At 48.2% G+C, this 14,784-nt stretch carries 12 protein-coding genes; all 12 read right to left on the reverse strand.

Going from position 1 to position 14,784, the window contains the following annotated elements; genetic code table 11:
• Window positions 1-41: 41 nt before the first annotated feature.
• A complete protein-coding gene (locus E6W40_RS17980) occupies window positions 42-683 on the reverse strand; it encodes an aspartate/glutamate racemase family protein (protein ID WP_136606716.1) in 642 nt (213 codons plus the stop codon).
• Between the two features lie 199 nt (window positions 684-882).
• Window positions 883-2,427, reverse strand: coding sequence for a PucR family transcriptional regulator (locus E6W40_RS17985; protein WP_136606717.1), 1,545 nt, complete (start codon window positions 2,425-2,427; stop codon window positions 883-885).
• A 267-nt stretch (window positions 2,428-2,694) separates the two neighbouring features.
• Window positions 2,695-3,009 carry a CD3324 family protein gene (locus tag E6W40_RS17990; RefSeq protein WP_136606718.1) on the reverse strand — a complete coding sequence of 105 codons (315 nt, stop codon included), beginning with the start codon at window positions 3,007-3,009 and terminating at the stop codon, window positions 2,695-2,697.
• A 294-nt stretch (window positions 3,010-3,303) separates the two neighbouring features.
• Complete coding sequence (locus E6W40_RS17995) at window positions 3,304-3,900, reverse strand: TetR/AcrR family transcriptional regulator (RefSeq protein ID WP_246073034.1); 597 nt, start codon at window positions 3,898-3,900, stop codon at window positions 3,304-3,306.
• Window positions 3,901-3,974: 74 nt separating this feature from the next.
• On the reverse strand, window positions 3,975-4,901 hold the full coding sequence (locus tag E6W40_RS18000) for an SDR family NAD(P)-dependent oxidoreductase (protein WP_136606720.1): 927 nt from the start codon (window positions 4,899-4,901) through the stop codon (window positions 3,975-3,977).
• A 144-nt stretch (window positions 4,902-5,045) separates the two neighbouring features.
• A complete protein-coding gene (locus E6W40_RS18005) occupies window positions 5,046-7,211 on the reverse strand; it encodes a HelD family protein (protein WP_136606721.1) in 2,166 nt (721 codons plus the stop codon).
• 246 nt (window positions 7,212-7,457) lie between these two features.
• The gene (locus E6W40_RS18010; RefSeq protein ID WP_136606722.1) at window positions 7,458-9,005 is read right to left on the reverse strand and encodes an ABC-F family ATP-binding cassette domain-containing protein; all 1,548 of its coding nucleotides are present in this window, start codon (window positions 9,003-9,005) and stop codon (window positions 7,458-7,460) included.
• Between the two features lie 320 nt (window positions 9,006-9,325).
• Window positions 9,326-9,721 carry a hypothetical protein gene (locus tag E6W40_RS18015; RefSeq protein WP_136606723.1) on the reverse strand — a complete coding sequence of 132 codons (396 nt, stop codon included), beginning with the start codon at window positions 9,719-9,721 and terminating at the stop codon, window positions 9,326-9,328.
• Between the two features lie 36 nt (window positions 9,722-9,757).
• Window positions 9,758-10,717, reverse strand: a complete 960-nt coding sequence (locus tag E6W40_RS18020; protein WP_136606724.1) for a 3'-5' exoribonuclease YhaM family protein — start codon at window positions 10,715-10,717, stop codon at window positions 9,758-9,760.
• A 33-nt stretch (window positions 10,718-10,750) separates the two neighbouring features.
• The gene (locus E6W40_RS18025) at window positions 10,751-12,049 is read right to left on the reverse strand and encodes an NCS2 family permease (protein ID WP_136606725.1); all 1,299 of its coding nucleotides are present in this window, start codon (window positions 12,047-12,049) and stop codon (window positions 10,751-10,753) included.
• A gap of 150 nt (window positions 12,050-12,199) precedes the next feature.
• Window positions 12,200-12,955, reverse strand: coding sequence for a tRNA threonylcarbamoyladenosine dehydratase (locus tag E6W40_RS18030; protein WP_136606726.1), 756 nt, complete (start codon window positions 12,953-12,955; stop codon window positions 12,200-12,202).
• 24 nt (window positions 12,956-12,979) lie between these two features.
• On the reverse strand, window positions 12,980-14,764 hold the full coding sequence (aspS, locus tag E6W40_RS18035) for an aspartate--tRNA ligase (RefSeq protein ID WP_136606727.1): 1,785 nt from the start codon (window positions 14,762-14,764) through the stop codon (window positions 12,980-12,982).
• Window positions 14,765-14,784 lie beyond the last annotated feature (20 nt).

A 14,784-nucleotide genomic window follows, 5' to 3' on the forward strand; every position in this document is an offset into this window, starting at 1 on the left:
ACATTCACTGTCCATTCGAACATAATCGTTCCACATGACGATCAGTCAATTTGTTTATAAAAATTAGCAGCTATCAAACCTTCCGATTCAACCGGATCGATGACCGGAATCTGCAATTCCTTGCGGATCACATCTGCAAACGAAATGGTCGCAAATCCCGTGCAAGCGAATACAATTGCTTTTGCACCTTTGTTAACGAGCGTACGTGCCCCTTCCAGAGCCATCCTGCGTCCTTCGTCCGTTAACAAATCCGTCGTATTCGTTACGCCTTCCGGACGGTTATAGCCGACAATCAGATCACCCAGCACGTCTCTCATCACGGGCGGAACGCCTTCAGTGATACCCATCAGCCCAACCGGTTCGCCAAGCGCACGAGCCACGAGCGAAGCAGAGCTTCCTCCTCCGATTACAGGGATCGAAACACGACCGCGCAGCTCTTGGATACCGGGATCAGCTGCACAGCTAATAATCAGCAAGCGGCGGCCTTCCTTTTCCAGCTCGATGCCCAGCTCGACAATCTTCGGAATAGCTACAATCTCCGACTCTTCGTCGTAGATACCCAATGGTTGGTCAGGAATACTTCTGCTTAACACAGATATACCAAAATGCTTTTGAATCATTTCCCCATGCGATTGAAGCACTTCATTATCTTTTGCGGTAAATACGCGAATTAACCCAATCACAGCTGACCACCCTTTCGTCCCTTTTCTCTTATGTTAAATTTTATTACATTAGATTTTATTCTTTTACCTGTTAGCCAACAATGTACTCATCCACCAAAACTAAAAACGCCCCCTTGTGCTGGCAGCACAAAGGGGCATACGAGATGCGATATATAAACACGATATGTCTTCATTAGAAATTACAACAATAAATCTCTCCTCATGTATGATTCAATAAATAAAAAGCAGAACACAGATACAATTCATATCGAATTTGAGCGTTGCTTAGATCATATCCCGTAATCGTTTTGATGCGGTCGATCCGATAATTGACCGAGTTACGATGGATATACATCCGCTTCGAGGTTTCATTCAGACTGCCGCCTGTTGCCAAATAATGATAGAGCGTACTGAGGTAATTGGTGCCACTTGCATTGTCATGCTCGGCAAGCTTACCGACCTTCTCTTCTACAAACCTGCCCAGCCGGGCTAGATCTGTCGTTTCCAGCAGTAATTGAATCATCTCTACCTCAGTGTACTTGAATAACTGGCGCCCCCTGTTCAATCGGAAACCGATTGATACCGCTGTCCTGGCTTCGTTATAGCTCCGGTGTGCTTCATACAGCGAACAAGGCCGGCCGATACCGATTCGGACCGATTCCCATAATTTAAGCTGCCGATGAAGCTCGTCGCTCCAGTGTAACGGCCGATCAGGGTCTTGGGAGTGGTTATCTGCACTCGCAGATTTAATGGAAGGTAAAAACAATACGATTTTCCCTCCGTAGATCTGAAGATGGGAGCGGACCTTCCGAATTGCCGACTCCCTACGAATGAATGATTGAATTGCTGCCATAACGGCAGATTCATCTTCACTGTACATAGGATCATCCGTTTCAATGACAGCGACTTCCCATGACCATTCGGGAGCAAGTCCAAGCTGGCGTCCTCTCGATGCGATTAATCTTTCGTCTGCGGCCGGGTTAAGAATCAGCTCTTCAAAGAATGTCCCCCTTAATCTGTTCTCGGTATCCATGGCAATCTTATCTCTCATTAATTCCAGCGAAAATACCAGCCGGGCCTGCTCAATCAGCATCAGATCGAATTCATCCAGCTCCCACTTCTCCACCACGAACTTCCCCAACATTTTGTTATCGACATTGACCTCCCACTGGCGGCTGTCTTTCGATGATCTATATGGATAGCCCTCCGGGGATGAAGCAAGCACCTCTCCGGCTTGATCGATAACCCAGATCGGTGAACCGATCAGCTCAGACACCTTATCGGCAACGACCTGCATGCCTCTATTGTTCAATACAAGGCCTGTCAGGGCCCTGTTTACTTCTTCGGACCGCTTCAGCAGCACAGCCTGTCTGTTTAAAATTTGTTCCATGACATGATACGTAATATCGATATATGCCATTCCAATCGGAAGCTGAATGATCGGAACATGATATAGATTGCTTTTATCAATCATTTCCTGCGGAATATGGGGGATAAACCTTTCCGGTTTGATAGCGACCCCAGCTCCATTCACTTTTGCGAGCTGTTCGACCATCTCTGCCAGGAGTGACGGGTTGTTACGCGTCGAATAGCCGGTCGTCAGCACCATCTCGCCTTCCCGCAGCCAATTACCGATATCGGGCACCTCCCAAATATCGATATACTGCACGATACGATCCAGACCATCCTCTCCGCTGATCAGTGTTGCATGTTCCATGACAGGAAGCTTAAGCATTTCTCTAACCGTAAAGCCTTTCAGATTCATCTCTTCTCACCTCTCACGGTTCAGGGTTATCATGTAGAAGTACTTCTTGCTGGTTCCATGACCGCTTGAATCATGCCTTTATTCAATTGTACCTCAGCTATCCGGATTCATACTACCGAACATGATGGATATGTATATCAATCTTTTTCTTTTCCCGGTCAAAAAAAAACAGCCGTTCCCCTGTGAACGGCTTGCAGCGATTGCTCTTTAGCTAAAACTGAAATCATACCAAATGCTCTTATAAAAATGAATGACCCTTGAGAAAATCTAACGCTGTGCGGCCGCTTTCTGATTCAATGCTTCCGCCTCATGCTCCGACCGCTTTTTTAAGATTACTTTCCTGATGCTATCTACGGATAAATGATAGGTTTTCATTAAATGCTCTACCGAATGACCGCTGCAATGAAGATTATAGATCTCTTCGTTTCTGCGTTCGATCATCTGTCTGGTGCCGCTGTTGACTCCCCAACCGACACGCTCATTGCTTTTCTTGGGAATATAAATGAGCTCACCCTCTATATACTTCTGAAGCTCCTTCAGCAAGCTAGGGGGCAGCACATCCCTCCCATTCCTGTAATTCACGATAAACGTCCTCCTTAGATGGATGATTGTTCCAATCTACGATTTTAGCGTTGAACATTTTATCGTTCCCTCCTTTCGATTATGTATAGTGTATTTTTAAAAGGTAATTAGGGAGGCCAATACCGGCCTCCCTGCACTTTGCGATTTCCGCTTTACGCGGAAACCACCTCGTAATTTGTGATCAAAATTGCATCAGCTCCTTTCTTTAGGAAAGTTGTCGGCCGCCCGACATCTTTATTAACTCATATTTAGAGCTTACCTTCAAGCGAAAGAACAAGTATAGACGTTCTTTACCTAAGGTTTTTTGATCATCCTCATCAAGACATCTGCCTGACGGATCCAGAAATCCTCTACATACGGGCTTTCCTGAAGCATCAAACCTGTAATGACTGAAAAGTAGCACAGCAACAGTTGTGCCGGTTCACCCTCATAAAATTCTCCCTCTTTCTGTCCCTTGATGAAAATAGGCATGAGGCGCTCAATAGTCTTTTCAGGAGGATGCTGCTCAATCAAACGCTTCGCTGCTTCAGGCGCTTCTTCCGATATCTGCACTTGACGGATCAACAGAAATGACAGTCTGTTGTCCGGATCAAGCATCAAGCATGTAAATGCTCTGATTTGTTCCGCAGGGGTACCCGGGAGCTCGTGAATATGCCCCATTGCAGACTCCGCCTCATCCAGAGCATCCTGCACCAGTTCTGTGTATAGCTCTTCCTTAGAGGAAAAATAGCGGTAAGATAATCCCTGGCTAATACCCGCTGCAGCTGCAATGGAGCTTATTTTCGTTCCGGCAATACCGTGCAGAGCGAATACTTTGAGTGCCGCTTTTTTAATTTGCCGTTTGCGTTCCTCGTGAATTTGTTCCAGCTGATGATCGTTTAATGGCGACACTGCTGCTTCAACTCCATTCATAACATATGTGTTAACACCATTGTAGGGCTGAGGACACGGAGCAGCAAGTACTGTCACTTGGAAAAGGCGGCTCTAATCTGCTTCTCGCTGATCTCCCAAAGGTGGGCAGCACTTTCCGAATCCTGGGCAGCCCGAGAGGAAATCCCCAGCTTCAAATCCTTGTAATAATTGCCGCTTTGACCCGTTAGTTCGGCAGATTCTGCGAGCCATACCAGTGTTTCCGCCCCCTTTTCAGGTGTACGGGAGAAGGGCTTCATGCAGGCCATCGTCATTCTTGCGAGTGCGCCGTTATTCATGTTAAAACCTGTGGACACAAGTCCCGGATCGAAGCAATTGGCCGTCACGCCGGTATCTTGCAATCTTTTGGCAAGCTCCACCGTGAGCAGCAGATTAGCCAGCTTCGTTTCGCCATATCGAAGATTGGCACCACCGAGAAGCCTCTTGAACGGACTGTATAAACGACGGCCATCCAGATCATCGTAACCAATCCCCTCTCTCGCCATTTTATGACCATGCGAAGAGGTGAAAATAATCCGGGCCTCTCTATTTTCTTGGAGACGGTCCAACAGCAGTGTGGTCAGCAGAAACGGTCCCAGATGATTTACAGCCCATGTCATTTCAAATTTATCTTCACTCCAGTGTCTCTGATCGTAAAAGGCACCTGCATTATTGACCAGCACATCAATATGCGGGCAAGCTTCGAGAATTTCACCGGCAACCTGCCGGACAGAGTGGAGAGAGCCCATATCAGCTATAAAAATATCGATCTGGGCGTGATGCACACCACTTCCCATCCGAATCCGCTCTGCGCATTCCACGGCTCTCGTCCTGTTCCGGGCAATGATGCCGAGTCTTGCACCATCCTTTGCCAGCCTAAGCGCCGCGGCAAGCCCAATGCCACTGGTGGCCCCAGTAATGAGTACATATTTGTTCCGGATAGACCATGGCAAGACCGAATTTCCCTTTTGCACATTCAACATGACTATTCCTCCGTTTCGATGAATGAACTGTTCATTCATTATTAAATCCAATATATTCTGTTTTTGTTACTTTGTCAACGATTGGAAAAATAAAAAAAAAGAGAACCGTCCTTATGAGACAGTTCTCTTTCGGAGCAAGCCGGATTACCAGCCTGTGACCGCAATATCTTCATGCATATTTTGCAAATAATCCGGAAGAGGGCCTTCGTGCATCAGCCACAGCTCATGCAGTGCACGCGTGCAGCCCACATACATCAGCTTGGCATCCCAAGCCGAAGTACCATAATGCACCGGATCCGCGTCCGCTACGATGACAGCATCGAATTCAAGACCTTTCGAGAGGTAGACAGGCAGGACGGAAAGTCCTCCCTCATACGCTTTTTTTCCGCCATCAATCAAATGCAGCTCCGGAATTTCAGGCAGAAGCTGTTCATACAGCTCCTTCGCATCCTTAAGAGTCCGTGTCAAAATAGCGACCGTGCGGTATTCGCCCGTGGACAGCTTCTGCATCCCTTTGCGGAGATCATTCAGCCTCTCCTGCCCATGCCCCCCGTAAGGAATCATACGTACCGGATTTCCGCTCCGGAATACCGGTACAGCAAGGAGATCGCTGTTCACACCTTTTTCCAGAATATGGTTGGCAGACTCGATGATTTCCATGGTCGATCGATAGCTTCGCGTCAGGGCAAAATAAGCTGTTTGCTCCGGCGCGAACAATGAGCTCATTTCTTCCCAACTGTGGACTCCCCGGTACGCATGGATGCCTTGGGAGAGATCGCCGAGAATGGTAAAGGAATGACCTCGAACAAACAAATCAAGAACCGCAACCTGGAACGGAGAGAAATCCTGCGCCTCATCAATGACAATATGATCAAAGCGCTGATCACCTGTAATGTCATTGAGCAAATAATGAATGTACAGAAGCCCTGGCAGGTCCTCTTCACGGATAATATCCTTTTTCAAATCCTTTTGCGTTGATTTCATTACGCTGTCCGGAATAAGCGTTAGCAGTTCCTCAGGCCAGCCTGCCTGCAGCTTCAATGCCTTGAACATCTGCTTATACAGCACAAGCGGCTCGTATTTCGGCCATTTGGTCGCATAGGATTTCTCGCGCTGGGCTGCCTTTTTCTTCCGTTCCTTCAGCGCCGCAGCCGATGGCGATTTCTTCAGCTCCATCTCGACCCAGCGGTGAATTCTCGCCATGACCCGTTCTTTGCGTTTAGCTAGCGGATACGGCTTGTATTCCTCATTGAACCAGTGAAGAATCATACTTCGCTTCAGCACAGCACCTTCCCACGGCATGAAATCCACTTCGGGCACCGAAACATTTTCCATGGATTCCAGGCAGCTGCGAATCATATTCATGAAGCGGATTGAGCCCTTAAACCGGCCGGGAACCTCATCATTCACTTCAGGCATCCCTCCAGCTGACTCAAACCAGTAATCAAGCGTTTCGGACGTATCCGCAATCGCAAGATCTATGCCCAGCAGCTTCAAGGCCCAGTCCGTGAACGTACTCTGCTGGATATCCCCTACACCAAGCTCTGGCAGCACATCCGAAATATAATCCAGGAACATATGGTTCGGCGCGAAAATAATCATTTTCTCAGCCGTAACCTGCTCCTTGTACTGGTACAGCAGAAAGGCGAGACGGTGAAGGGCAACGGTTGTTTTTCCGCTTCCCGCAACACCTTGAATGATCAGTGCCGTGTTTTTCGCTGCTCGAATAATCTGATCCTGTTCCGCCTGAATGGTGGATACGATATCACGCAGCTTGTTATCCTTGTTCTCACCCAGCCGGTAAACGAGAAATTCATCCGATACAGCCGGCTGATCGCTGTCGCGGTCATATGTATCAGATACCCGTTCCAAAATCTGTTTCCGGATGACAAGGTTGCGTTTTAAATACACCAGGCCTTCTATGGTTCCCTCCGGTGCTTCGTACACAGCCGGGTCATCGCCCCCGGTAAAGGAATAAAAGACGCTGGCAACCGGTGCCCGCCAATCAATGACCATTGGCTGATCTCCAATTTCCCCGTGATCCACACCGATTTTTCCGATATAGAGCGGTTTCGGCTCACCATCTTTGTTTTCTTGGAAATCCAGCCGTCCGAAGTAAGGTGCCGGCAGGCTTTTGGCCAGCGACTGCCTTTTCTCCTCACGTCCTGCCTCCAGAACTTGCTCTGTAAAGTCATGTCCTGTATAGACATCGATGCCGCGCAGCCGCCCAAGCTGCTTGTCAATTTCTGCAATTGTTGCATTTAGCCTTCGCTCTTCCTCTTGATAGGCACTTTGAAAAGTCTGTTCCAATTTCAGTTACCTCCTAAAAGTTTTTCCGTAAGCCGAGAAGGCTTCGGGGGGACGGTTGAATGTTGATTTGGCGTTCGTGAACAGTTATCTGCCTCGTGGAAAACACCGTCAACCCGTCCCAACCCTGGTAAGTCGATGCTTATACTCATCAAGCCTAAGCCCGCTTAGAAAGGATTTTCAGTATATCACACTGAAAGTGCATTCACCATAGGGCCGCTTGAAAACTCATCCCTGCCAACGAGTGAATTACCGCAGACTGGCTCTCCATTCCCCCACTGTCCACACATCTGATATCCAATCCTTATAAAAGGCCGGTTCATGGGAAACAAGCAGGATTGTTCCCTTGAATTCCTCAAGTCCTTTTTTCAGTGCTTCCTTTGCCCTGATATCCAGATGGTTCGTCGGTTCATCGAGGACCAGCAAGTGACTAGGTGTAAGCATCAGCTCCGACAGCCGCACCTTAGCTTGCTCACCACCGCTGAGTGCGCGGATCGGCTTGCGGATATGCTCTGCTGTAAGGCCGGACATGGCAAGCACCTTGCGGATGTCCTTTTGCGTCAGGTCAGGCCGCAGCGTCCATACCCTCTCGATCGGCGTTTCTCCTGATGCGATATCCTCCTGACGATAATAAGCCGCTTTTACCTGCTCCTGCGCAATTAATTCTCCACCCAACGGTTGGATGTGGCCAAGCAAAGTGTTTATAAGTGTAGACTTGCCCGCACCGTTTTCACCAACAATCGCAATTTTATCGCCCCTGCGCACCTTCAGCGACACAGGCTTGAACAGAGGACTGTCGTAGCCAACTTTCAATTGCTTTGTCTCAAAGACCGCCGCTCCTGCTGTAACGCCCGGGGTAGCAAATGTGAATCGTGGGGCAGGGCCATCTGTCGGCTTCTCGACTCGGACAATTCTACTGAGCATCTTCTCGCGACTTTTGGCCTGCTTGGCTTTACGGATCCGATTCTTATCGATAAAAGCTTCCAGCTTTTCGATCTCCTTGCTCTGCTTTTCAAAAGCCGTATGCTGCTGGACCTGGCCAAGCGCCAGCTCTTTCTTGAAATGCTGGTAATTGCCGGAATAGCGTCTGATGTTTTGATGGGCCAAATGAAAAATAACCGTCGTAATTTCATTCAGAAAATGCTCATCATGAGAAACAACGATGTAAGCCTGCCTGTAGCGTTTGAGATAACCGGTAAGCCATTCGATATGAATGGTATCCAGGTAGTTCGTAGGCTCATCGAGCAGTAGCACCTGTGGTTCTTCGAGCAGCAGCTTTGCCAGCAAAAGCTTCGTCTTTTGCCCTCCGCTAAGCAGACTGACATCCTTGTCGAGTCCCATATCCATGATGCCGAGACCTGACGCGATATCTTCAATTTTGGATGAAACCTGATAGAACTCATGATGCTCCAAAGCTGCCTGAAGCTCCCCGTAATTCCGTAATAGAGCATCCAGCTGATCGCCCGCATCCGCAAAGCGCTCCGCGATGCTATTCATTTCCTTCTCTATATCATACAAATACTGAAACGCTCGCTCCAGATATTGTCTGATTGTGATTCCCGGCTGCAGGCCGATATGCTGCTCCAGAAACCCGATCTGCACCTGTGATGCCCATTCAATTTTGCCCGCATCCGGCAATAAATTGCCGGTAAGCAGACGGAACAAAGTGGATTTACCCGCGCCATTGACGCCGACCAAACCGGCATGCTCACCTGGAAGCAAGCGGAAATTCATATGTGCAAACGTCATCTGATCACCATACATATGCGTCAGATCGGTAACATTCAAAATACTCATGATTTTTCTCTCCTTTTGGTTTTCAACTTGATTAGAAGCGAAAGCCATCCGGAGAAACAGTAGTATGAAATTTAAAATACATGCTTGCTTCTCTTATCTTTGCGGTCATAAAAAAAAGAGTAAGGCGAATACACCTCACTCCTTTAAGCTATAGCAGAGTAAGAAAGGATTCGGATCATATCAACTGTTCTCGAGATGGCTTGTTAAAAAAGGGCAGACTTCTCCCATTTTAGGCCAATTCTCTTCTTAGAACAGTAGATAATATTTCCATTTCCTTTCCACCTCATGTCGTCATATTTTAAAGACAGTTACGCCAAAAATTATATAGGAGTTCTTTCTGTTTTGTCAACCTCTTCCACCTTTTCGAGCTGACTGATACGGTAATAGCCGGATGGAGTCCAGCTTTGGGTTGATAAAGAAAATTGATCAAAGCTGCAATACGCGGACATTCCACCCGAAATAACAGTCCGAATCATTCCTGTTCCGTATTCCGGATGCTGCTTATGTCTGACTCTGATACCTGGACTCCATTCAGGCAGATTGAGCGAGGCAGAAACCGGCATCTGTTCCATCTCCCTGATCCCTTCAGCGGCCCGCTGAAGCTGCTCTGCGAGCTGCGGGAACCCGGAGTTTGAATCCAATCCGTCTGCATGCTTGCCTCTTCGCTTTGAGAACCTTAATGTCTTTTGCGGAGCGTCGTTATGCTTCTCTATCACTGATATATTCGCTCCTATGCTGTTATTACGCTCTTTCTATTCCCCTTTAGCCCGGTAGAATGCCTTATTCTCCAGAGCTCGGACCGGCGAGGTCCAATCATCGGTAGTAGGCATCGTGGAGATCGCATCCTCCGCAGCTTGCAGCTTGGCGTCCATTTGATCGATCAAATGCAGTGCCAGCGCTTCGGGTATTTGCGGCTGCACCGTACTACCCCATTCAGGCAAATTATGATGAGCTAAAATCATATGCTGAAGCAGAACGATTTTTTCGGAATTTACATCCATGCCATGGATAACTGCTGCTTCTGTAACCCAGCCTGCCGCAAGCGGAATATGTCCGATCAGCTTCCCGGTAAAGCTATACTCACTGACGATACCGAGCTCTGCCGTCAATTCTTCCGTCTTGGCAATATCATGCAAAATAATGCCAGCGACCAAAAGGTCCCTGTTCAGGAATGGACGCTGTCTGCATATGAATTCTGCCAGCTCCAGCATCCGCACCATATGGTAAGCCAAACCTGCATAAAATGCGTGATGCATGCCTTTAGCCGCAGGATAATGCATCAGTTTGTCACCAATCTTGCCGAAGCAGTGGTCAATAATGACCTGCATCTCCACATCCTGAATACTGGAGGCAGCTGTTTTGATTGTATATACGAGATCATTTGGCGGAACAGGAGCCGCACGCACAAAATCGGTAATATTATAACCTTCATCCTCCGTTACCGGACGGATTTTATTGACCTTAAATTGCAGGCGCTCACGGTACAACTGAACCACACCCCGCACCTTAACCAGCATAGGCGCAAAAAATGTTTCCTTGTCCGTTGAAGATGCATCCCAGTACTTGGCCGAGATTTCCCCGCTGGTATCTGAAAGAATAATATCGAAATAATCCTTCGGGGGTGTAGAATTAGTCTGCTTCACGTTTACAGATTTTAATAGATAATACCCCGTAACTTCCTGTCCTTCTGTGAATGATTGTATGAGTGTCATGTCATTCCTCCTCCCCAAGTCTCTTTTTCAGTACTACAATAAAGCATGCAGCACAAAGTTGGCAACAAACAAGGCGGCTATGCCATAAAGCACGGGAGAAACATCTCTACCTTTTCCCCGGGCAAGCTTTACAACCGGATAAGCAATAAATCCGAAAGCCATGCCATCCACAATACTGTATGTGAAAGGAATCATGACCATGATCAGAAATGCCGGAAAAGCTTCTGTGAGATCGCCAAAATCCATTTCCTTGACGTTCTGAACCATCAGTCCGCCGATCACAATCAGTATCGGAGCAATGGCGCTGTCTGGAATATAAGCGAGCAGCGGGATGAAAAAAAATGTCGCTCCGAATAAAACAGCTGATACGAGTGAAGTCAGACCGGTTCGTCCGCCAGCCGCAATACCTGCCGTTGTCTCCGCCGCTGCCACGACTGGACTACTGCCGAAAATGCCAGCAAAAATATTCGTCAGCGATAATGCCCGCAGGCTTCCCTTGAAATTTTCGGGACGTTCAATCATCCGAGTCTGCGCGGCGATCAAGCCGATGTTCTCGAACACAACGATCAGCAGCAGCAGAAATACCGCGATCCAGAACACCAAACTGCCGATACCCGACCACGACAAATGTCCGAATATTGCACCATACTGTTTGAAGATATGACCGGACTCCATCTGCTGTGCCGGCTTGACGGCTCCGAGAAGGTAAGCCAGACCCGTACCCGCGAGGATACTGATCAGAAGTCCCCCCTGAATACCGCGAATAAATAGAACCAATGCAAGCAGCAGGGTAATGCAGGCTACGATCACCGAAGGATCACTAAAATGGCCAATCGTCACAAACGTTGTCTGATGCGCAATCACGATTTCGCTCTTTTGCAGGCCGATAAAGGTCAGAAACAAACCGATCCCGACAGTGATCCCATGCTGGAGGTTCTGCGGTATTGCTTCGCTGATAATCCGGTACAACGAGGTAAATGTCACTATAGTGAACAGAACACCCGTCACGGCCACGACCATCAGGGCTTCCTCCCAGCCCAGATTCATGGAATGAACCAACGTATAGGTGAAGAATGCGTTAATCCCCATACCCGGTACAACCACAATCGGCGATTTACCGCCAAATGCCATGAGCAAACAGCCTGCGATCGAGGTCAAAATAGTGCCGATCATTGCTGCTTTCAGCGGCATTCCCGCATCATGCAGGATATTTGCGTTTACCATAACAATGTATACGACTGAAAAATAGGATACCGCCCCGGCAATGAGCTCTTTCTTCCAGTTGTCTCCCGGTCTTAAACCGAGACTTTTCTGCCAAAATCCAGATTTCAAACAGATCCTCCTCTTTCCTTTTACCACCAAGCATTCTAACAAAACGCTTATATCTTACCCCAAGTCGAAACAAAAAGGCGTGACCGCCGTTATATACGGCCATTCACGCCATATGATTGTACCACATTTTAACATGGGATCATGCTCTCTTTATACTTCAATCCCAGCTTTCTTCAGCAAATCCTTGACGGCTACGCTAACCATGATCAGTCCTGCCACCGGAGGAACGTAAGCATTGCTGGCAGGAGGCTGCTTGGCCTTGCGGATGGCTGGAGCGTTTTCGGGTACGATTTTTTCCGTAACATCCACACGCGGCTTCATTGGCTCTTCAGTCGAGAATACGACTTTAACACCTTTTTTGATGCCATCCTTGCGAAGCTTGGTGCGGATTACCCGTGCAATCGGGTCGACCGTCGTTTTGGAAATATCAGCTACCTGGAATCGGCTTGGATCCATCTTATTGGCAGCGCCCATACTGGAAATCAGAGGGATTTTGCGTTTCAGGCATTCTTTAATCAGATGGATTTTGTAAGAAACCGTATCGGATGCATCCAGTACATAATCCAGATCAAATTTAAAGAGCTCTTCGCAGGTTTCTTCGGTATAAAACATATTCAATGCGATTGCCTCGCACTCGGGGTTGATCAGCTTAACCCGCTCTACCATCAGATCGGCTTTTTTTTGGCCAACGGTTGTGGTAAGAGCATGGATTTGACGGTTGATGTTGGTAATATCCACTACATCCTTGTCAATCAGAATCAGCTTTCCAACGCCCGTGCGGGCAAGGGCCTCCACCGCAATGGAGCCCACACCGCCGATACCGAGCACAGCCACTGTGCTATTTTTCATAGCTTCCAGACCTTCCGGCCCTATAGCTAGTTCTGTACGGGAAAATTGGTTGAGCATAGTGTATGGAGGCCTCCCTCTATCTTAGGCATTAACTTTTTTGTCTTCAGGTTTTTTCGCCAGTTTGATATGAAGCTGATCAAGCTGCGAAGCATCTACCGTAGACGGTGCGTCCATCAGCAGATCCGTGGCGCTTGCCGTTTTCGGGAATGCGATGGTCTCGCGCAGGTTGGTGCGTCCTGCCAGAAGCATGATAAGACGGTCAAGTCCAAAGGCAATGCCGCCATGCGGTGGCGTGCCGTATTCAAACGCATCCAGCAGATAGCCGAATTTCTCACGTGCTACTTCTGGAGACAGACCCAAGGCATTGAACATTTTCTCCTGAATATCGCGCTTGTAAATACGCATCGAACCGCCGCCTACTTCATAACCATTCAGTACAATGTCATATGCTTGTGCACGTACTTTAAGCGGATCGGTGTCGAACAACTCCAGATCCTCATCATTTGGACGGGTGAACGGATGATGTTCCGCCACATAGCGCTTCGCATCCTCATCATAGCTGAGCAGCGGGAAGTCGGTAACCCAAGCGAATTTATATACTTTGTCGTCGATCAGACCGAGCTGACGTCCGATTTTCAGGCGAAGTGCGCCTAGTACATCGGCAACAACCTTTTTATTGTCAGCAGAGAACAGGAGCAAGTCGCCGTCTTCAGCGCCTGTGCGTTCTCTTACAGCTTCGATTTCCTGTTCGGTAAAGAACTTCACGATTGGCCCCTTGAATTCTCCGTCCTTCACTTGAATCCAAGCCAGGCCTTTCGCGCCGTATCGGGCAGCATATGGTCCAAGATCATCAATGTCCTTACGGCTCCAGGTGCCGCAGCCTTTTGCATTCAAACACTTCACTTCTCCGCCCTTTTCAATCACGGAAGCGAATACTTTGACGCCGCTGCTGGCTACGATATCGTTCATTTCAACCAGCTCAAGACCAAAACGCAGATCAGGCTTGTCAGAGCCGTATTTACCCATTGCTTCGTCATATGTGATGCGCTGGAACGGCAATGCCAGCTCCACGCCGATCGTTTCCTTGAACAATTTCACCATCAGCTGCTCCATCATATTCAGGAGCGTGTCACGATCGAGGAATGAGGTCTCGATGTCGACTTGGGTAAATTCAGGCTGACGGTCAGCACGAAGGTCTTCGTCTCGGAAGCAGCGGGCTATTTGGTAATAACGTTCCAGACCACTGACCATCAGCAGCTGCTTGTAAATTTGCGGCGACTGCGGCAGCGCGAAAAATTCGCCCGAATGCACACGGCTAGGCACCAGGTAATCACGGGCACCTTCCGGTGAGCTCTTGGTCAGAATTGGAGTTTCAACATCGATAAATCCATTTTCGTCCAGGAAATCACGGAATATTTTGGATGCTTTTGAGCGCAGCATCAGCGTTTTTTGCATTTCCGGACGGCGGAGGTCCAGGTATCTGTATTTCAAACGCAGTGACTCATCAACTTCCACACCGTCTTCAACGAAAAACGGAGGTGTTTTAGCCGCGTTCAATACTTCAATTTCGGTAATGTGAACTTCGATTTCACCTGTCGCAAGGTTAGAGTTGATCGTTTCCTGATCACGTTGAACGACTTTACCGGAAACCGCCAGCACATATTCACTACGCACTTTGTCAGCTACAGCCAACGCATCCCCAGAGTAAGCGGGATTGAATACGACTTGCACGATACCACTGCGGTCACGCAGATCGATAAACAGCACGCCTCCAAGATCGCGGCGGGTTTGTACCCAGCCGTTCAATGTAACGGTTTCTCCAATATGGCCTGTTGTCAGACTTCCGCATTGATGAGTCCTAAGCATGTTTCTCATACCCCTTTTCT

The sequence above is a fragment of the Paenibacillus dokdonensis genome (genome assembly GCF_004916975.1).
In the GTDB taxonomy this organism is placed as follows: Bacteria; Bacillota; Bacilli; order Paenibacillales; family Paenibacillaceae; genus Paenibacillus_AQ; species Paenibacillus_AQ dokdonensis.